The sequence below is a fragment of the Paraburkholderia aromaticivorans genome, from assembly GCF_002278075.1.
Classification (GTDB): domain Bacteria; phylum Pseudomonadota; class Gammaproteobacteria; order Burkholderiales; family Burkholderiaceae; genus Paraburkholderia; species Paraburkholderia aromaticivorans.
Genome location: NZ_CP022989.1, coordinates 602,871 through 621,286 on the forward strand (window position 1 = coordinate 602,871; position 18,416 = coordinate 621,286).

17 protein-coding genes are annotated in these 18,416 nt (G+C 64.4%); 9 read left to right on the plus strand and 8 right to left on the minus strand.

The genetic code is table 11. The annotated features are described in order from the left end of the window. Positions 1 to 62: 62 nt before the first annotated feature. A complete protein-coding gene (locus CJU94_RS02630) occupies positions 63 to 617 on the minus strand; it encodes a cob(I)yrinic acid a,c-diamide adenosyltransferase (RefSeq protein WP_095417432.1) in 555 nt (184 codons plus the stop codon). 219 nt (positions 618 to 836) lie between these two features. Between CJU94_RS02630 and CJU94_RS02635 the strand changes: the two genes are divergently transcribed. The 6 genes from CJU94_RS02635 to proC all read left to right on the plus strand — a co-directional run bounded on the left by CJU94_RS02635 (position 837) and on the right by proC (position 7,898). Next, complete coding sequence (locus CJU94_RS02635) at positions 837 to 2,252, plus strand: FAD-linked oxidase C-terminal domain-containing protein (RefSeq protein WP_095417433.1); 1,416 nt, start codon at positions 837 to 839, stop codon at positions 2,250 to 2,252. A gap of 71 nt (positions 2,253 to 2,323) precedes the next feature. Continuing rightward, positions 2,324 to 3,817 carry an FAD-linked oxidase C-terminal domain-containing protein gene (locus CJU94_RS02640; RefSeq protein ID WP_095417434.1) on the plus strand — a complete coding sequence of 498 codons (1,494 nt, stop codon included), beginning with the start codon at positions 2,324 to 2,326 and terminating at the stop codon, positions 3,815 to 3,817. Positions 3,818 to 3,966: 149 nt separating this feature from the next. Then, positions 3,967 to 5,055 carry a glycolate oxidase subunit GlcE gene (gene glcE / locus CJU94_RS02645; protein ID WP_095417435.1) on the plus strand — a complete coding sequence of 363 codons (1,089 nt, stop codon included), beginning with the start codon at positions 3,967 to 3,969 and terminating at the stop codon, positions 5,053 to 5,055. Between the two features lie 8 nt (positions 5,056 to 5,063). Further along, positions 5,064 to 6,290: a glycolate oxidase subunit GlcF gene (gene glcF, locus CJU94_RS02650; protein WP_095417436.1), complete on the plus strand. Its 1,227-nt coding sequence runs from the start codon at positions 5,064 to 5,066 to the stop codon at positions 6,288 to 6,290. A gap of 37 nt (positions 6,291 to 6,327) precedes the next feature. Continuing rightward, positions 6,328 to 7,026 (plus strand): YggS family pyridoxal phosphate-dependent enzyme, encoded by a 699-nt coding sequence (locus tag CJU94_RS02655; RefSeq protein ID WP_095417437.1) that lies wholly within the window; start codon positions 6,328 to 6,330, stop codon positions 7,024 to 7,026. 56 nt (positions 7,027 to 7,082) lie between these two features. Next, positions 7,083 to 7,898 carry a pyrroline-5-carboxylate reductase gene (proC, locus tag CJU94_RS02660; protein WP_095417438.1) on the plus strand — a complete coding sequence of 272 codons (816 nt, stop codon included), beginning with the start codon at positions 7,083 to 7,085 and terminating at the stop codon, positions 7,896 to 7,898. A 106-nt stretch (positions 7,899 to 8,004) separates the two neighbouring features. Here the strand turns inward: proC and ubiA are convergent, their stop codons facing one another. The 7 genes from ubiA to recG form a co-directional block, all read right to left on the minus strand. Continuing rightward, entirely contained in the window at positions 8,005 to 8,868 is an 864-nt protein-coding gene (gene ubiA / locus CJU94_RS02665; protein ID WP_095417439.1) for a 4-hydroxybenzoate octaprenyltransferase, read from the minus strand. A 209-nt stretch (positions 8,869 to 9,077) separates the two neighbouring features. After that, entirely contained in the window at positions 9,078 to 9,575 is a 498-nt protein-coding gene (locus CJU94_RS02670) for a Dps family protein (protein WP_012431774.1), read from the minus strand. 152 nt (positions 9,576 to 9,727) lie between these two features. Next, positions 9,728 to 9,889, minus strand: a complete 162-nt coding sequence (locus tag CJU94_RS41330) for a hypothetical protein (RefSeq protein WP_167397510.1) — start codon at positions 9,887 to 9,889, stop codon at positions 9,728 to 9,730. A gap of 86 nt (positions 9,890 to 9,975) precedes the next feature. Continuing rightward, positions 9,976 to 11,430 (minus strand): catalase, encoded by a 1,455-nt coding sequence (locus tag CJU94_RS02675; RefSeq protein WP_095417440.1) that lies wholly within the window; start codon positions 11,428 to 11,430, stop codon positions 9,976 to 9,978. 83 nt (positions 11,431 to 11,513) lie between these two features. Beyond that, the gene (locus tag CJU94_RS41335; RefSeq protein WP_167397511.1) at positions 11,514 to 11,651 is read right to left on the minus strand and encodes a hypothetical protein; all 138 of its coding nucleotides are present in this window, start codon (positions 11,649 to 11,651) and stop codon (positions 11,514 to 11,516) included. A gap of 186 nt (positions 11,652 to 11,837) precedes the next feature. Continuing rightward, complete coding sequence (locus CJU94_RS02680; RefSeq protein ID WP_095417441.1) at positions 11,838 to 12,797, minus strand: LysR substrate-binding domain-containing protein; 960 nt, start codon at positions 12,795 to 12,797, stop codon at positions 11,838 to 11,840. Positions 12,798 to 12,968: 171 nt separating this feature from the next. Then, the gene (gene recG, locus CJU94_RS02685) at positions 12,969 to 15,323 is read right to left on the minus strand and encodes an ATP-dependent DNA helicase RecG (RefSeq protein ID WP_095420195.1); all 2,355 of its coding nucleotides are present in this window, start codon (positions 15,321 to 15,323) and stop codon (positions 12,969 to 12,971) included. A gap of 148 nt (positions 15,324 to 15,471) precedes the next feature. Between recG and queA the strand changes: the two genes are divergently transcribed. The 3 genes from queA to yajC all read left to right on the plus strand — a co-directional run bounded on the left by queA (position 15,472) and on the right by yajC (position 18,393). Beyond that, on the plus strand, positions 15,472 to 16,530 hold the full coding sequence (queA, locus tag CJU94_RS02690; RefSeq protein ID WP_095417442.1) for a tRNA preQ1(34) S-adenosylmethionine ribosyltransferase-isomerase QueA: 1,059 nt from the start codon (positions 15,472 to 15,474) through the stop codon (positions 16,528 to 16,530). A 108-nt stretch (positions 16,531 to 16,638) separates the two neighbouring features. After that, the gene (gene tgt / locus CJU94_RS02695; protein WP_095417443.1) at positions 16,639 to 17,853 is read left to right on the plus strand and encodes a tRNA guanosine(34) transglycosylase Tgt; all 1,215 of its coding nucleotides are present in this window, start codon (positions 16,639 to 16,641) and stop codon (positions 17,851 to 17,853) included. Positions 17,854 to 18,063: 210 nt separating this feature from the next. After that, positions 18,064 to 18,393 (plus strand): preprotein translocase subunit YajC, encoded by a 330-nt coding sequence (yajC, locus tag CJU94_RS02700; protein ID WP_095417444.1) that lies wholly within the window; start codon positions 18,064 to 18,066, stop codon positions 18,391 to 18,393. The last annotated feature ends 23 nt before the right edge of the window (positions 18,394 to 18,416 follow it).

Consider the following 18,416-nt stretch of genomic DNA (forward strand, 5'->3'; position numbering starts at 1 on the left):
CCCTTGCATGCGATCTTGCGTGCGTCGTCGCGCTGTCATACGCGTACCGCCGCGGCCCGGCTCTAGTGTGCGCCGCGATCGTGTTGCCACAGCACGTCCGTGCCGCCGTCCGCGCGATTGAGCACGCGTGCGAGCACGAACAGCAGATCGGACAGCCGGTTCACATACTGGCGCGGCGCGGCATTGATGGTCTCGTGTTCGCCCAACACAACAATCGCCCGTTCGGCACGCCGGCACACGGTGCGGCACACATGCGCGAGCGAAGCCGCGCGTGAGCCGCCGGGCAGAATGAATTCCTTCAGCGGCGGCAAGGCCGCGTTGTAGTCCGCGAGCCAGTCGTCGAGTTGCGCGAGATGCCGGTCGGTAATCATCGTATGGCCGGGAATGCACAACTCGCCGCCAAGGTCGAACAGATCATGCTGAATCGCGACCAGCGCGGCCCGAACCTTGTCCGGTAAGGTCTCGCACAACAGCACGCCGAGGTTCGAGTTGAGTTCGTCCACGTCGCCGATCGCGGCAATCCGCACGCTGTCCTTGCGCACACGGCTGCCGTCGCCGAGACCCGTGGTGCCGTCGTCGCCCGTGCGGGTGGCGATCTTGCTCAAGCGGTTGCCCATCTCATATCTCCATGCATTCAGTGACGATGCGCGGCCCAGTGCGGCCGAGCGCGGCCCCCAGGCGGCTCATCGGGCACCGCGTTTATCCATATTGCGCGCATCGTGAAGTCGCCGCCATTATAGGAGCGCCCGCCTGCTCCAACGCCGGCCCACGGGCGATCGGCGTAAAATGAAACACCTGCTGCAAACCAGCATAGTCCTACATATCAGGAGACATGCGTGAACCATCCCGTGCCGCCGGCCCCGCTGCGCCGACCGTTTCCCGCCGAGTTGCTGAGCGCGCTCAAAGCCGCGTTCGCCGATCGCGTGTCCGTATCCGAAGCCGTGCGCGTTCATCATGGCCGCGACGAGTCGCCGTTCGATCCCCAACTGCCTGACGCCGTCGTCTTCGCACGCACGACCGAAGACGTGCAAACCGTCGTCAAACTGTGCGGCCAGTACAACGTTCCAATCATCCCTTACGGCAACGGCTCGTCGCTCGAAGGGCATCTGCTCGCCGTACAAGGCGGCGTATCGATCGATCTGTCTGAAATGAACCGGGTGTTGTCGATCAACGCCGAAGACCTGACGGTCACCGTCGAGCCCGGCATCTCGCGCAAGCAGTTGAACGAGGCATTGCGCGACACCGGCCTGTTCTTCCCGATCGACCCGGGCGCGGACGCGAGCATCGGCGGGATGTCGGCCACGCGCGCGTCGGGCACCAACGCCGTGCGCTACGGCACGATGCGCGAGAACGTGCTCGGACTGACCGTGGTGCTGGCCGATGGCCGCGTGATCAAGACCGGCACGCGGGCCCGCAAGTCGTCCGCGGGTTACGACCTCACGCGCCTGTTCGTCGGCTCGGAAGGCACGCTCGGCGTGATCACGGAAATTACAGTTCGCCTGTATCCGCAACCGGAGGCGGTGTCCGCGGCGGTGTGCGCGTTCCCGTCAATGGGCGACGCGGTCCGCGCGGTCATCGAAACGATCCAGATCGGCGTGCCGATCGCGCGCGTCGAGTTCGTCGACTCGCTCGCCATCCGCTCGATCAATCGCCACTCGAATCTGACGCTGCGCGAAGCGCCCACGCTGTTCTTCGAATTCCATGGCACCGAGGCCGGCGTGAAAGAGCAGGCCGAACTGGTCCAGGAAATCGCCGCGCAAAATGCCGGCGAAGGCTTTGAATGGGCTACGCGGCCGGAAGACCGCAGCCGTCTGTGGAACGCGCGCCACAACGCTTACTTCGCCATGCTGCAGCTCAAACCCGGCTGCCGCGCGGTCACGACCGACGTCTGCGTGCCGATCTCCCGCCTCGCGGAATGCGTGGAGGAAACGGAACAGGACCTGAAGGCGTCACCGCTGCCCTGCCCGATCGTCGGCCATGTCGGCGACGGCAACTTCCACGTCGCGATCCTGATCGATCCCAACAAGCCGGAAGAACTCGTCGAAGCCGAGCGCCTGAACCATCGCATCGTGCAGCGCGCGCTGCGCATGGACGGCACCTGCACGGGCGAGCACGGCGTGGGCCTGCACAAGATGGGCTTCCTGCTCGAAGAACACGGTGAAGTCGCGGTCGACACCATGCGCTCGATCAAGCACGCGCTCGATCCGCACAATCTGATGAACCCGGGCAAGATCTTCACCTGGGCAGCTTGAGGCGTCTTCAGGCGCGGCTGCCTGAGACGAAGCGCCGCGCCGGACTTGAAAGGCACGAGGAGACAAGTCACATGAACGCACCCGCTGAACTGACGCCCGAAGTACTCGCCCAGCGCCAGCGCGAAGTCGTGCAGGCGTTGATGGCCGTATTGCCGAACCACTGTTTGCTGTACCGCGAAGAAGACACCGTCGCCTACGAGTGCGACGGTCTCGCCGCCTACCGGCGCCTGCCGCTCGCGGTCGCCTTGCCGGAAACGGAATCACAGGTGCAACGCATCGTGCAGATCTGCCACCGTCTCGACGTGCCGATCGTGCCGCGCGGCGCGGGCACCGGGCTGTCCGGCGGCGCCATGCCGATCCGTCACGGCGTGGTGGTATCGCTCGCGCGCTTTCGCAAGATCGTCGAAGTCGATTCGTACGCGCGAACCGCCACGGTGCAGCCCGGTGTGCGCAATCTGTCCATCTCGGAAGCCGCCGCGCCTTACGGTCTGTATTACGCGCCGGACCCGTCGTCGCAGATTGCCTGCACGATCGGCGGCAATGTGTCGGAGAATTCCGGCGGCGTTCACTGCCTCAAATACGGCCTGACGGTGCATAACGTGCTGCGCGTGCGCGCCGTCACCATGGAAGGCGAAATCGTCGAGTTCGGCTCGCTCGCGCCGGATGCGCCCGGTCTGGACCTGCTGGCGGTGCTGATCGGCAGCGAAGGCATGTTTGCAATCGTCACCGAAGTCACCGTCAAGCTGATCCCGAAGCCGCAAACCGCGCAGGTCATCATGGCCAGTTTCGACGACGTCGTGAAAGGCGGCGACGCGGTTGCCGGCATCATTGCAGCGGGCATCATCCCGGCGGGTCTGGAGATGATGGACAAGCCGGCCACGCGCGCCGTCGAGGAATTCGTCAACGCGGGCTACGATCTCGACGCGGCGGCGATCCTGTTGTGCGAATCGGACGGCACGCCCGAAGAAGTCGCCGACGAAATCGTCCGCATGACCGCGGTGCTGCGCGAACACGGCGCCACGCGCATCCAGATTTCCCGCTCGGAGAATGAACGGCTGCGCTTCTGGTCGGGACGCAAGAATGCCTTTCCGGCCGCCGGGCGCATTTCACCCGACTATTACTGCATGGACGGCACCGTGCCGCGCCGCAGTATCGGCCCGCTGCTCACGCGCATCGAGGCGATGGAGAAGATCTACAACCTGCGCTGCATCAACGTTTTCCACGCGGGAGACGGCAACATGCATCCGCTGATCCTGTTCAACGGCAACGACCAGGACGAGTGGCACCGGGCCGAAGCGTTCGGCTGCGACATTCTCGAAGCGTGTGTGGAGCTGGGCGGCACGGTGACCGGCGAGCACGGCGTGGGCATCGAGAAGATCAATTCCATGTGTGTGCAGTTCTCGCCCGAAGAGCGCGACGCGTTCCACGCGGTCAAGCGGGCTTTCGACGCGCCCGGCCTCCTGAATCCCGACAAAGGCATTCCCACGCGCGCCCGCTGTGCCGAATACGGCAAGATGCACGTGCGTGGCGGCTTGCTGCCGCATCCGGACCTGCCGCGTTTCTAACATTGTCCTGCCCGCCGACGCATCGCGCATAGCCCGCGCGCGCGCCGCTTTTCCTGCTTTCACCCTGATTACCCGATGCGGGTCCGCTCCGGGTTGCCAGAGCGCCCCCGCCCGGTACAATCAACCGAAACACAACGAAGCAGGACACCATGGAAGAGGACGACATCGTCGCCGGGTGGTCGGAACGTGTGCGTTCGGCCAGCGCCGAAGGGCGCGCGTTACGCATCCGTGGCGGCGGCACCAAAGACTGGTACGGTCAGACGCTGGAAGGTGACATCCTCGACACGCGCGCTTATCGCGGCATCATTGCGTACGATCCGGCGGAACTGGTCATCACCGCGCGCGCCGGCACGTCCCTGCAGGACATCGAAGCCGTGCTCGCCGACCACCATCAGATGCTCGCCTTCGAACCGCCGCACTTCGGGTCGCAGGCCACCTTCGGCGGCTGCATCGCGGCGGGCATTGCCGGTCCGCGCCGCCCCGCGGCCGGCGCGGCGCGCGACTTCGTGCTCGGCGCCGTGGTCATGAACGGCCAGGGCCAGACGCTGCATTTCGGCGGCCAGGTGGTGAAGAACGTGGCCGGCTACGATGTCTCGCGCCTGATGGCCGGCTCGCTCGGCACTTTGGGGCTGATCCTCGAACTGTCGATCAAGGTGCTGCCGTTGCCGCAGGCCGAAGCCACGCTCAAATTCGACATGAACGGCACCGACGCGGTCCGCAAGCTCAACGAATGGGGCGGCCGGCCGTTGCCGATTACCGCGAGCGCCTGGCGTCATGGCACGCTGGCCGTGCGCCTCGCGGGCGCCGAGGCCGCGGTCAAATCGGCGCGTACATCGCTCGGCGGCGAAGTCGTCGATGCGGTCGAAGCCGAACGCTTCTGGGCGGGCCTGCGCGAACAGACCGACACGTTCTTCGCGGCCATTCCGCCGAACGCCGCGCTCTGGCGCCTCGCGCTGCCTTCGATCACGGAGCCGCTGCAACTGCCCGGCGCGCAACTCATGGAATGGGGCGGCGCCCAGCGCTGGTGGATTACCGACACCGACGCGCAGACCGTGCGCATCAGCGCCAAGCAGGCCGGCGGCCACGCCACGATATTCCGGACCGGCCACGGCTACGACCGCGGCGCCGGCGTGTTCACGCCGCTTCCCGCGCCGGTGATGAAAATTCATCGCGGCCTGAAAAGCGCCTTCGACCCGGCCCGCATCTTCAATCGCGGCCGTCTCTACCCCGACTTCTGAGCGACGCGATGCAAACCAACCTCGCGGACTTCATTCGCAACACGCCCGACGGAGACGAAGCCGACGGCATTTTGCGCAATTGCGTGCATTGCGGCTTCTGCACGGCCACCTGCCCGACCTATCAGATACTCGGCGACGAACTCGACGGCCCACGCGGACGGATCTATCTGATCAAGCAGATGGTGGAAGGCGCGCCGGTCACGCGCAGCACCCAGGTCCACCTGGACCGGTGCCTGACGTGCCGCAACTGCGAAACGACCTGCCCGTCCGGCGTGCAATATGGCCGGCTGGTGGAAATCGGCCGCAAGCTCACCGAGGAAAAAGTCACGCGTCCGCTCGGTCAGCGCCTGACGCGCCGGCTGCTTGCGAGCTTCGTGCCGAACAGCGCGCTGTTCTCGCCGACCATGCGTATCGGTCAGCATTTCCGGCCTCTGCTGCCCAAGAAGCTGCGCGACAAGGTGCCCGCGCGACAGCGTCCGCTCGAATGGCCCACCGCGAAACATCCACGCAAGATGTTGCTGCTGGCGGGCTGCGTGCAACCGTCGATGATGCCGAACGTCAACATCGCCACCGCGCGCGTGCTCGACGCGCTCGGCGTGGAAACGCTGATCGCGCCGGATGCCGGCTGCTGCGGTGCGATCCGTCTGCATCTGGGCTACAACGACGACGCCCTCGACGACCTGCGCGCCAACATCGACGCATGGTGGCCCTATGTCGAACAAGGCGTGGAGGCGATCGTGATGAATGCGTCCGGGTGCGGCGCGACGGTCAAGGAATACGCGCACCTGTTGCGCCACGATCCGGCGTATGCGGAAAAAGCGCGCCGCGTGGTGGAATTGACGCGCGACATCGCGGAGATTCTGCCGGAGTTCGAAGAACCGCTGGTCTCGGTGACGCGACGGCGCTCGGTTCACACAGTCGCGTTTCATCCGCCCTGCACGTTGCAGCACGGTCAGCAGATCCGCGGCAAGGTCGAGCATCTGCTGGCCGCGCTGGGTGTCGAAGTGCGCCTGCCCCCCGACAGTCATCTGTGCTGCGGCTCGGCCGGCACTTACTCGCTGACGCAACCCAAGCTCTCGTATGCGTTGCGGGATCAGAAGCTCGAGCGGCTGCAGGCGCAGGAGCCGCAGGTGATCGTGTCGGCCAACGTGGGCTGCATTGCGCATCTGCAAAGCGGCACCTCGACACCCGTCGCGCACTGGATCGAATTGGTCGAGCACATGCTGTCCGTATAATCGGGTAATCGACTTTCGCTGGACTTCCGGATCCGTCATGCCCGATCTGATTCACAATCTCGAAGCGGTGCGGCAGCGCATCGCCATGGCCGCGCACGTGGCCGGGCGCGACACGCGCTCGATCCACCTGCTCGCGGTCTCGAAGACCTTTCCCGCCGAAGACGTGCGCGCCGCCTACGCAGCCGGCCAGCGCGCGTTCGGCGAGAACTACGTGCAGGAAGCCCTCACCAAGATCGAGGCGCTCGCCGACCTGCGCGCCACGATCGAGTGGCACTTCATCGGGCCGTTGCAATCGAACAAGACGCGGCCCGTCGCCGAGCATTTCGACTGGGTGCACTCGGTCGATCGGCTGAAGATCGCGCAGCGGCTCTCCGAGCAGCGCCCGGACAATCTGCCGCCGCTGAACGTGTGTCTGCAGGTCAACATCAGCGGCGAGGCGTCCAAGAGCGGCGTGAGCATTCCCGAAGCCGTGGAAGTCGCGCACGCGATCGCCGCCCTGCCGAAGCTCAATTTGCGCGGGCTCATGGCGATTCCCGAACCGGCCGGCGGCATCGACGAGCAACGCGTGCCGCATCGGCAGTTGCGCGAGTTGCTCGAGCGTTTGCGCGACGACGGGCTCGAGCTCGACACGCTGTCCATGGGCATGTCGAGCGACCTCGAGGCCGCCGTGCTGGAAGGCGCAACGATCGTGCGGGTGGGCACCGCGATCTTCGGCGCGCGAGATTACTCTAACTGACCTTACGAACCTTTTCAGGCTCGTCAGTCTCTTCACGGCACTTCCTTCGGACCATCATGAAAATTGCTTTTATCGGCGGGGGCAACATGGCCGCCGCGTTGATCGGCGGACTCATCAAGCGTGGCGTCGCGCCCGCTGACCTCTACGCAATCGATCCCAATGAAGACGCGCGCAAGCGCAATGAGCAGCAGTTCGGCATCAAGACCGGCGCCGCCGCGGATGCCGCGCTCGCCGCGTACGACGCCGTCGTGCTGGCGGTGAAACCGCAGATCCTGAAGAGCGTCGCCGAAGCGGTCGCGCCGCATCTGAACGCGTCGCAACTGGCCGTGAGCATCGTCGCCGGCATTCGCATGGGCGACATGTCGCGCTGGCTGAACGGTCACAGCCGCATCGTGCGCGTCATGCCCAATACGCCCGCGCTGATCGGCATGGGCGTGACGGGTCTCGTGGCGACCGCCGGGGTCGACGAAGCGGGCCGCGCGCTCGCGTCGCAAGTGCTCGGCGCGGTCGGCGAAACGGTCTGGTTCGACGACGAAGCGAAGATCGACGCCGTCACCGCCATCTCGGGCAGCGGGCCGGCCTACGTGTTCTATTTCATCGAGGCGTTGCAGGAAGCCGCCCGCCAACTCGGCATGGACGAAGCGCAAGGCCGCGCGCTCGCCGTGGCGACCTTCACCGGCGCGGCGCAACTGGCGGCCAATTCCGACGAGCCGCCGAGCCTGCTGCGCGAACGCGTGACGTCCAAGGGCGGCACGACGGCGGCCGCGCTGGCGTCGTTCGAGGCGAACGGTATCAAGGATGCGATCGTGCGTGGCGCACTCGCCGCCAACGCTCGCGCGCGGGAAATGGGCGACGAACTCGGCACGCAGTAAGCGCGCAAGCCGCACAGCAGAAGTGAACGCCGCAGCGCTTCGATTCAAGCCGCTGCGGTGTTGGCGAAGAAATGACGCAAAGCCGGCTTAAGGCCCGGCGAAAAAACTAAAACCACGTCGCCGCGTAATGCGCGGCAATACCGGCGAACAGCGCGCCGCCCAGCCAGTTGTTATGCCGGAACGCGGCGAAGCACGCCATCCGCTCACGACCGCGGATCAGCGTGTAGTGATAGATCGCGCAGCCCGCGGCGGCGGCCCATCCCAGCCAGTACAGCACGCCGAAACCGAGCATCACGCCGATGCCGACGTAGATCCCCAGCGTCACCGCGTAGCAGAGCATGATCGCGGCCACGTCGAAGCGGCCGAACGTCAGCGCCGAAGTGCGGATGCCGATCTTGATGTCGTCGTCTCGGTCGACCATCGCGTATTCGGTGTCGTAGGCGACCGACCAGAACACATTGGCAAGCAGCATCACCCACGCGAGCAGCGGCACGTGGTTCTGAATCGCGGCGAACGCCATGGGAATGCCGAAGCCGAATGCGATGCCCAGATAAGCTTGCGGAATGGCGAAGAACCGTTTGGTGAACGGATACGAACCGGCGACGAAGAGCGCCGCCACCGAGAGTTCCTTGGTCAGCGTATTCAGCGGCAGGATCAGCAGAAATGCCAGCAACGACAGCGCGGCCGCCAGCGCCACCGCTTCCCACGCCTTGATCTTGCCCGAGGTGATCGGACGATTTTCGGTGCGCTTTACGTAACGGTCGAAATCGCGGTCGGCGTAGTCGTTGATCGCGCAACCCGCCGAGCGCATCAGCACCGTGCCCACCGTGAAAATCACCAGCAGCGGCAACGAGGGACGACCGTCTGAGGCGATCCACAGCGCGTTGAGCGTCGGCCATAGCAGCAACAGGCTGCCGATCGGCTTGTCCATGCGCACGAGGCGCAGATACAGAGGGAGTCGGGCGAACATGGGCGGAGTCGGTGAGAGTGCGAGACGGTCCGGCTATTTTACGGGATGCGGACGGCGGCTCGCCGCAAGGCGAGCAAGTCCGAAAAAGCCGGCACCGCAAAAACAAAGCCTCCCGTGTGGGGAGGCTTTGTTTGCAGGACCTTTCGACGCCGGCGCCGAAACGCAGCGCTACGTTGAAACCCGGGCCAAGTACCCGGCGCGCACGATGCTCAAGCCAGCATTGAGCGCAGCATCCACGCGGTCTTTTCGTGCGTTTGCATGCGTTGCGTCAGCAGGTCGGCGGTCGGCTCGTCGTTGGCGGCTTCCGTCGACGGGAAAATCGCGCGTGCGGTGCGGACCACGGCTTCCTGACCTTCCACCAGCTGGCGAATCATTTCTTCCGCGGCCGGCACGCCATCCGCTTCCGGAATCGACGACAGCTTGGCGAATTCCTTGTAGCTGCCCGGCGCATGCACGCCCAGCGCGCGAATCCGTTCAGCGATCGAATCCACCGCCAGCGCCAGCTCGTTGTATTGCGTTTCGAACATCAGGTGGAGCGTATTGAACATCGGCCCCGTCACGTTCCAGTGAAAGTTGTGGGTCTTCAGGTACAGCGTATAGGTGTCGGCGAGCAGGCGCGACAGACCTTCTGCAATCTTCTTGCGATCCTTGTCGCTGATCCCGATATTGACGTGCTGTACGGCTGCTGCGGCTTCTTTTTTGGCCATGATGACTCCTTTGAAGAGTGATACGAACCGGTCGGCAAGTGACGGTCTGCGAAGAGCAAAACCGGCATATCGAACGCCCGACAGTTTAGCCTGGAAAGCGGCTGCGCTCGTATGACGCGTGGCCACTTGCCGCAACCACGGCACGGCTTCTATCAGCCGCCGAGCGCATGTTGCAGCGCTTGCGCGGCGAGCACCGCGAGCCCGCTCGTGAGGATCGCAAAGCCCACTGCCTTGCGCGCCATCCACGCGTACTGCTGTTGCGCGCCGCGTGCGGCTGACGTGCCGCCCAGCGTGGCCATCATCATCTGCATCATGATCGTGCTCCTTCGGTTCGTATCGATACCGGCGGGACGCAGAGGCGCCCCGCTTTGCTGCATCACGTGAACGGCTGATTGGCTGCTTACTTGTTGCTGCCTTCCGCGAGTTCGGCCAGCGCCGCGATCACGCCTTGTGCGTAAGCCGGGTCGATGCGGCGGAAATGCTCGATCTGACGCGCGACGATCTCCTGCGGCACACCGTTGATATGGCGTGCGATGTTGCCGAACAGACGCTCGCGCTGAGCCGCGTCGAAGAGCGCGAACAACATCGCGGGCTGCGTGTAGTAGTCGTCATCCAGGCGATGATCGTAGCGGTCCACCGTGCCCGCCGCGAGCGGCGGCTCGGCTGCGTTGGCGTCCTGCGCGAAGTCGCCGAAACGGTTCGGCTCGTAATTCACATTGCCGCCGAGGTTGCCGTCCGCGCGCATCGCACCGTCGCGATGGAACGAATGCGGGCTCGGCACACGCGATGCGTTCACCGGAATCTGATGGTGGTTCACGCCCAGGCGGTAGCGCTGCGTGTCGCCATACGAGAACAGCCGCCCCTGCAACAGACGATCCGGCGAGAAGCCGATGCCCGGCACCACGTTGGCCGGCGTGAAGGCCGCCTGCTCCACGTCCGCGAAATAATTCGCGGCGTTGCGATTCAACTCGATCGTGCCGACGTCGATCAACGGATAGTCCTTCTGCGACCATACTTTCGTGATGTCGAACGGATTGAAGCGATACGTTGCGGCTTGCGCTTCCGGCATCACCTGAATGGCGAAGCGCCATTTCGGGAAATTGCCCTGGTCGATGTTCGCCAGCAGATCGCGTTGCGCGCTTTCACGGTCCTGCGCGACCACTTGTGCGGCCTCGGCGTCCGTAAAGTTCTCGATGCCTTGCATCGACTTGAAATGGAACTTCACCCAGAAACGCTCGTTGGCGGCGTTGATGAACGAGTACGTGTGCGAGCCGAAGCCGTGCATCTGACGGAAGTTCTGCGGAATCCCGCGGTCGCTCATCAGAATGGTCACCTGGTGCAGCGACTCCGGATGACGCGACCAGAAATCCCACGCGGCCACATTGCTGCGCATGTTGGTGTACGGGTCGCGCTTTTGCGTGTGAATGAAGTCGGGAAACTTCAGCGGATCGCGGATAAAGAACACCGGCGTGTTATTGCCGACCACGTCCCAATTGCCTTCTTCCGTGTAGAACTTGATCGAGAAGCCGCGCACGTCGCGTTCGGCGTCGGCTGCGCCGCGCTCGCCGGCCACCGTCGAAAAGCGCATGAAAAGCGGCGTTTCCTTGCCGACCTGCGCGAACACCTTCGCCTTCGTGTAGCGCGAGATATCGTGCGTGACCTTCAACGTACCGAACGCGCCCGAACCTTTGGCATGAACGCGGCGTTCCGGAATCACTTCGCGATCGAAGTGAGCGAGTTTTTCGAGCAGCCAGACGTCTTGCAGGACGACCGGACCGCGCGCGCCGGCGGTCATCGAATTCTGATTGTCGGCGACGGGAGCGCCGGCGGCATTGGTGAGCTTACGTTCGGACATGCGTAACTCCTGAAGGGCTTTGATGGGAACAGAGTGTGGGGAGAGGCGCGGCGCACTGATGTCAGACGCTCATGCGTCAGGGCTCAAGCGGACAAGGCCCGATCGACCAGCAAGGACAACGCGACGGTGCGCATGCCGAGCATCGACGCGACAAAGCCGCCGGACACGACGGCCGGTCGAGCCGCGAGGGCTTGGACTTGCTGCGGATTTGCTTGCGTCATGATTTCCTCCAGGTCTTGTGGGATCGGGCGATCCATGGAGGACACTATAACAATCCTATCGATTTATCGTGTTTAATTAATTTTATCTATTCGATAGGGCTTGCAGCTATTGGCGCCTTTAACGGGCGCCGGGCCGGTTGCTGGACATGCGCAGCGAACCGGCCTGGACGGGGGGCGACCGCACTATTAGTTGACGGCGACCGGCAAGTCGAGCTTCTTGACGCCGGGCAGATCGCAGGCGCTGATGGCGTCGCAAATGGCGTCGATGGCCGGCATGCGCGTGAAGCTCTTGCGCCAGGCCAGCACGACGCGGCGATCCGGCACGGGTTCGTCGAACGCGACGTAGCTGAGCAGCCCGGCGTCGATGCCGCCGGCGTGCGGTTTAACTTCGTGCACGGACATGCGCGGCAGCACGGTAATGCCGACGCCGCTCGCCACCATGTGGCGAATGGTTTCCAGGGACGACCCTTCGAAGGTCTTCTGGATGCCGTCCGCGTTTTGCGAAAAGCGCATCAGTTCCGGGCAGACGCCCAGCACGTGGTCACGGAAACAGTGCCCGCTGCCGAGCAACAGCATGGTTTCCTGCTTCAGGTCGTCGGCGTCGATTTTCTCGCGGTTCTCCCAGGCATGACCGGACGGCAGCGCGACCACGAAAGGCTCGTCGTACAGCGGGCGCAGCATCAGGCCGGTTTCCGGGAAGGGCAGCGCCATGATGGCGACGTCGATTTCGCCTTGTTTGAGCAGTTCGATCAGCTTGAGCGTGTAATTTTCCTGCAGCATCAAGGGCATTTGCGGGACGCGCTTGATCATCTGCTTGACGAGCGTGGGCAGCAGGTAGGGTCCGATCGTGTAGATGACGCCAAGGCGCAGCGGGCCGACCAGCGGGTCTTTGCCCTGTTTGGCGATTTCCTTGATGGCGAGCGTCTGTTCGAGGACACGTTGCGCCTGGGTGACGATCTGTTCACCGATGGGCGTGACGCTCACTTCGCTGGTACCGCGTTCGAAGATCTGGACGTTGAGCTCGTCTTCGAGCTTCTTGATGGCGACCGACAGGGTCGGCTGGCTGACGAAACACGCTTCGGCGGCCCGGCCGAAGTGCCGCTCGCGGGCAACCGCGACGATGTATTTCAATTCGGTGAGCGTCATTGGGGGACCAATCAGTGCTGTGAGTTCGATAGGTTCTAGTTATACACCTATAGGGTCGGTTCGCCAACCTCCTGGGGTTGCGCGGGGCGCTGGTGGGGTGTGGTTTTCGGGCCAACCCCTCAGAAACACACCCAAAAAAAGCGCGCCGCAGGCAAAAAACCCCTCTGAACTTCACGCTTTCAAATACTGCTCCCGCGCCCCAAGCCACCGCGCCAGATGCTGCATCACCACCTCAGGATACTTCCCCAGCAACTCGGCGGCCGCCTCCCGCGCAGGCTCAATCAGCCACTGATCATTCTCGAGATCGGCAAACCTGAGCATCGCCGCTCCCGATTGCCGCGCCCCCAGAAACTCCCCCGGCCCACGAATTTCCAGGTCGCGCCTGGCAATCTCAAAACCATCGGTCGTCTCGCGCATGGTCTGAAGCCGCGCCCGCGCTGTCATCGACAAAGGCCCGGTGTAAAGCAGCACGCAAACCGACGCCGCACTCCCACGCCCCACCCGACCCCGCAACTGATGCAACTGCGCAAGCCCGAACCGCTCGGCATGCTCGATCACCATCAACGACGCGTTCGGCACATCGACCCCCACTTCGATCACCGTCGTCGCCACCAGCAATTGCACTTCATTGCGAGTAAACGCATCCATCACCGCCGCTTTCTCAGCCGGCGCAAGACGCCCATGCACGAGGCCGACATTCAGCTCGGGCAACGCGGCCACCAGCGTCTCATAGGTCTCGACCGCGGTCTGCAACTGCAACGTCTCGCTTTCCTCGATCAGCGGACACACCCAGTACACCTGGCGCCCCGTCAGCGCGGCCTCGCGCACGCGGCCGATCACCTCCTCGCGCCGCGCGTCGGACACCAGCTTGGTCAGGATCGGCGTGCGCCCCGGCGGCAATTCGTCGATGGTCGAAACGTCGAGGTCGGCGTAATAGGTCATCGCGAGCGTGCGTGGAATCGGCGTTGCCGACATCATCAGTTGATGCGGCTGGAAGTCACGCGCACCGTCCGCGGCGTTCTGCGCCTTGGCGCGCAAGGCGAGCCGTTGCGCCACGCCGAAGCGGTGCTGTTCGTCGACGATCACGAGCCCGAGGCGCGCGAACTCCACCGCGTCCTGAATGATCGCGTGCGTGCCGATCACGAGCTGCGCCGTGCCGAGCGCGGCGGCTTCGATCGCGGCGCGCTTTTCCCGGGTCTTCAGACTGCCGGCCAGCCACGCGACACTCACGCCGAGCGGCTCCAGCCAGCCACGCAATTTGCGCGCGTGCTGTTCGGCGAGAATCTCGGTCGGCGCCATGAGCGCGGCCTGATAGCCCGCGTCGATGGCCTGGGCCGCAGCCAGCGCGGCAACGATCGTCTTGCCGCTGCCGACGTCGCCCTGCAACAGCCGCTGCATCGGGTGAGGCTGGGTCAGATCGAGTGCGATCTCGCCGCCCACGCGCTCCTGCGCGGCCGTCAGCGAAAACGGCAACGCCTTCAGGAGGCGCGCCACCAGCGCGGACTCGTCGCCGAGCTTGCGGCGCGGCATGGCCGGCGCCGCGCGCGTGCGGCGCTCTTCGTGCGCGCGCTTAAGCGACATCTGCTGCGCGAGCAGTTCCTCGAACTTGATGCGCACCCAGGCCGGATGCGTGCCGTCGATCAGCGCCGTCTCATCGGACTGCACGCCCGGATGATGCAGTGTGCGCACGGCGTCCATCAGCGACGGCACGCCGAGCGGCTCCAACCACGTGCGCGCGACCGGCTCGGGCAACAACTCCGGCAACGAGGTGCGCGCGAGCGCGTTGTCGATCGATTTGCGCAGATACGCCTGCGTCACGCCCGCGGTGCTCGGATAGACCGGCGTGAGCGCCTGCGGCAACGGTGTGTCTTCGTCGACCACGCGCACGGCCGGATGCACCATCTCCATGCCGAAGAAGCCGCCGCGCACGTCGCCACGCACCCGCAGCCGCGCGCCGATCGCCATCTGCTTGACCTGCGAGCCGTAGAAATTCAGGAAGCGCAGCACGAGTTCGTCGCCGGCGTCATCATGCAGCTTGACCAGCAACTGACGGCGCGGACGATAGGCGATCTCGTTGTCGAACACTACGCCTTCGGTCTGCGCGATGCCGCCGGGCAGCAGATGCCCGATCGGCGTGAGCGAGGTCTCGTCCTCGTAACGCATGGGCAGATGCAACACCAGGTCGATGTCGCGCGTGAGGCCGAGTTTGGCGAGCTTGTCGGCGGTTTTTTCGGCGGGCTTGGCGGACGGCTTCGCCGCGGGCTTGCTCGTGGACTTCGCCGTCGATTTCGCGCCGGCTGCGGCGGCAGATTTGCCGGCCGGTTTGTCGCCGAATATGTCGTCTGGTTTGTCAGCGGGCCGGATGCCGGGCCCAGCGTCTTCAGGCACGACTTGTTCGCTGTGCGGCGCCACCTGCGCGCCGACATCGCCCGCCTCCATCGCCGCTTTGGCTCGCGAGACGCGGCGCTTGGGTTCGGCGCTCACTTCGTCGTTAGCGGAGGGCAATCGGCGGTCGGACAAAGGCATGGGCTGCTTCGCAAGTACAATATCGGCTGTCAAAGGGTTCGCCGCCATACGGCGCGCTCGCTTGCGGGCCGCTCAGGCGTCCCGCAATCATAGCCGCCCGGCTCCGGCTTCGGCTCAATTCAGTCCCAATTCGCTTTCAGTCGTTCGCATGTTGACGCTTTCCGATTTCGATTTCGATCTGCCTCCCCAGTTGATCGCACAGGTCGCGCTGCCCGAGCGCAGCGCCAGCCGTCTGCTCGAGGTGGCCAATCCGGCCGAGGCCGCCAGCCCGGCGCATTTGATCGACCGCCGCTTTGCCGAGTTGCCCGACTGCATCGCGCCCGGCGACCTGCTGGTCTTCAACGATACCAAAGTCCTGAAGGCGCGCTTCCTCGGCCAGAAAGCCAGTGGCGGCAAGATCGAAGTGCTGGTGGAGCGCCTCACGGGCGAGCGCACGGCGCTCGCGCAGATCCGCGCGAGCAAGAGCCCTCAGCCGGGCACCACGATCCGGCTGGCGGATGCTTTCGACGTCATGGTCGGCGAACGCGTCGAGCCGTTCTACACGCTGCATTTCCCCGGCGACTGCCTGACCCTGATCGAGCAGTTCGGGCGCCTGCCGCTGCCGCCGTACATCGAGCACGATCCCGACGCGACCGACGAAACCCGCTATCAGACGGTATTCGCGCAGAATCCCGGCGCGGTCGCCGCGCCCACGGCGGGCCTGCATTTCGACGAGGCGCTGCTCGCGCGCCTCGACGCTCAGGGCGTGGAGCGCGCGACGCTCACGCTGCACGTCGGCGCCGGCACGTTTCAGCCGGTGCGGGTCGAAAACCTCGCCGAGCACAAGATGCATAGCGAGTGGTATCACCTGCCGCAATCGCTCGCCGACAGGATCGCGGCGACGCGCGCGCGCGGCAACCGCGTAATCGCCGTGGGCACGACCTCGATGCGCGCGCTCGAAGCCGCCGCGCGCGACGCCGAAGCCGCGGGCCGGCCGCTCGCCGCCGCCAGCACGGAAACCGACATCTTCATCACGCCGGGCTATAAATTTCGCGTGGTCGACCGGCTGGTGACCAATTTCCATTTGCCGAAGTCGACACTGCTGATGCTGGTGTCGGCGTTCGCGGGCGTCGAAACGATTCGCGAGGCGTACCGCCATGCGATCGAGCAGCGTTACCGCTTCTTCAGTTACGGCGACGCGATGCTGCTTACGCGGCGCGACGTTTGAGCCCCAGGCCAGCCGTCAAAATTTCGCAGTTGCAAGCGCCGCCGGAAACCCTTCCGGCGGCATTCATCATTTGCGCCGGACTGTCTTCCGGTAGCACAGGAGTCATTCATGACCGACGGTCATCCCGTTAGCACGCGCGCCGACCACGGCGCTTACCTCGGCGAGCATGTCCGCCCCGAAAACGGCCTCACATTCGAACTGCTCGGCGTCGACGGCCTGGCCCGTCGCGGCCGCGTCGCGCTGAATCATGGCGTGGTGGAAACGCCGATCTTCATGCCCGTGGGCACCTACGGCACCGTGAAGGCCGTGCAGCCACGCGAGTTGGGAGAAATGCATGCGCAGATCATCCTCGGCAACACCTTCCACCTGTGGCTGCGTCCGGGTCTGGAAACCATCGAGGCGCATGGCGGCCTGCATGGCTTCATGGGCTGGAAAAAGCCGATCCTGACCGACTCGGGCGGCTTCCAGGTGTTCTCTCTCGGCGATCTGCGCAAGATCACCGAAGATGGCGTCACGTTCGCGTCACCGATCAACGGCGACAAGCTCTTCCTGTCGCCCGAAGTGTCGATGCAGATCCAGAAGGTGCTGAACTCGGACATCGCCATGCAGTTCGACGAATGCACGCCGTACGCCACCAACAACGTGCCGACCTCGCACAAGGAAGCGGCCGATTCCATGCGCATGTCGATGCGCTGGGCGCAGCGTTCCATCGACGAATTCAACCGGCTGGGCAATCCGAACGCGCTGTTCGGGATCGTTCAGGGCGGCATGTTCGAAGACCTGCGCGACGAGTCGCTGGCGGGGCTCGCGGAGAAGGATTTCCACGGTCTGGCGATCGGCGGCCTGTCGGTCGGCGAACCGAAAGAAGACATGATGCGCGTCTTGAACCACATCGGCCCGAAGCTGCCAGCCAACAAGCCGCATTACCTGATGGGCGTCGGCACGCCGGAAGACCTGGTGGCGGGCGTCGCCGCCGGCGTCGACATGTTCGATTGCGTGATGCCGACCCGCAACGCGCGCAACGGCTGGCTCTTCACGCGTTTTGGCGACATCAAGATCCGCAACGCCACGCACAGGAATTCGCTGCGCCCGCTCGACGAGCAATGTGGCTGCTACACCTGCCGAAATTTCACTCGCGGCTATCTGCATCATCTGCATCGTGTAGGGGAAATCCTCGGTGCGCAGTTGAATACGATCCACAACCTGCACTATTACCTCGAACTGATGCAGGAAATCCGCGACGCGATCGACGCGAAAATGTTCGAACCCTTCCGCAAACGCTTCCACGAGAACCGCGCGCGCGGCACCGCCGAGGCGCCGTGACGGCGCGGGCGCTGCGGATTCAACCGAAGAATCCGTCGGCCTCGCCGGGAAAACCTTACAATTCACTTTCGCGAGCGGCGGCAAACACGGCGAAGCAGGCTTTAAACGATTGATCGTAAAGCCGATTCGCCGCGCCGACGCGCGTCAGGCCGGTGGTAGAATAACCGGCTGATTTTTTTGATCGTTTTGACTTATAACGGAGAGACCAACGTGTCGTTCATTTCCAATGCCTTCGCCCAAGGCACCGCAGCAGGTGGCGTTGAGTCGAATCTGATGAGCTTCCTGCCGCTGATCCTGATGTTCGGCGTGCTGTACTTCATCATGATTCGCCCGCAAATGAAGCGCCAGAAGGAACATCGCAACATGCTCGCCGCGATGGCCAAGGGCGATGAAGTGGTGACGAACGGCGGCATCGTCGGCAAGGTGACCAAGGTGGGCGAAGCTTACGTCGGCATCGAAATCTCGGAAGGCACGGAAATCACCGTGCAAAAAGCGTCGGTCACGACGATTCTCCCGAAGGGCACGATCAAGTCGCTGTAAGGCCTGCTCTCTCGCGTCCGGCG

What these genes read in the sequence shown, in the direction of transcription:
- CJU94_RS02630 (WP_095417432.1), bottom strand. Translation starts at nt 617, where the DNA reads ATGGGCAACCGCTTGAGCAAGATCGCCACCCGCACGGGCGACGACGGC.
- CJU94_RS02640 (WP_095417434.1), top strand. Translation starts at nt 2,324, where the DNA reads ATGAACGCACCCGCTGAACTGACGCCCGAAGTACTCGCCCAGCGCCAG.
- glcE (WP_095417435.1), top strand. Translation starts at nt 3,967, where the DNA reads ATGGAAGAGGACGACATCGTCGCCGGGTGGTCGGAACGTGTGCGTTCG.
- glcF (WP_095417436.1), top strand. Translation starts at nt 5,064, where the DNA reads ATGCAAACCAACCTCGCGGACTTCATTCGCAACACGCCCGACGGAGAC.
- CJU94_RS02655 (WP_095417437.1), top strand. Translation starts at nt 6,328, where the DNA reads ATGCCCGATCTGATTCACAATCTCGAAGCGGTGCGGCAGCGCATCGCC.
- proC (WP_095417438.1), top strand. Translation starts at nt 7,083, where the DNA reads ATGAAAATTGCTTTTATCGGCGGGGGCAACATGGCCGCCGCGTTGATC.
- ubiA (WP_095417439.1), bottom strand. Translation starts at nt 8,868, where the DNA reads ATGTTCGCCCGACTCCCTCTGTATCTGCGCCTCGTGCGCATGGACAAG.
- CJU94_RS02670 (WP_012431774.1), bottom strand. Translation starts at nt 9,575, where the DNA reads ATGGCCAAAAAAGAAGCCGCAGCAGCCGTACAGCACGTCAATATCGGG.
- CJU94_RS41330 (WP_167397510.1), bottom strand. Translation starts at nt 9,889, where the DNA reads ATGATGCAGATGATGATGGCCACGCTGGGCGGCACGTCAGCCGCACGC.
- CJU94_RS02675 (WP_095417440.1), bottom strand. Translation starts at nt 11,430, where the DNA reads ATGTCCGAACGTAAGCTCACCAATGCCGCCGGCGCTCCCGTCGCCGAC.
- CJU94_RS41335 (WP_167397511.1), bottom strand. Translation starts at nt 11,651, where the DNA reads ATGACGCAAGCAAATCCGCAGCAAGTCCAAGCCCTCGCGGCTCGACCG.
- CJU94_RS02680 (WP_095417441.1), bottom strand. Translation starts at nt 12,797, where the DNA reads ATGACGCTCACCGAATTGAAATACATCGTCGCGGTTGCCCGCGAGCGG.
- recG (WP_095420195.1), bottom strand. Translation starts at nt 15,323, where the DNA reads ATGCCTTTGTCCGACCGCCGATTGCCCTCCGCTAACGACGAAGTGAGC.
- queA (WP_095417442.1), top strand. Translation starts at nt 15,472, where the DNA reads ATGTTGACGCTTTCCGATTTCGATTTCGATCTGCCTCCCCAGTTGATC.
- tgt (WP_095417443.1), top strand. Translation starts at nt 16,639, where the DNA reads ATGACCGACGGTCATCCCGTTAGCACGCGCGCCGACCACGGCGCTTAC.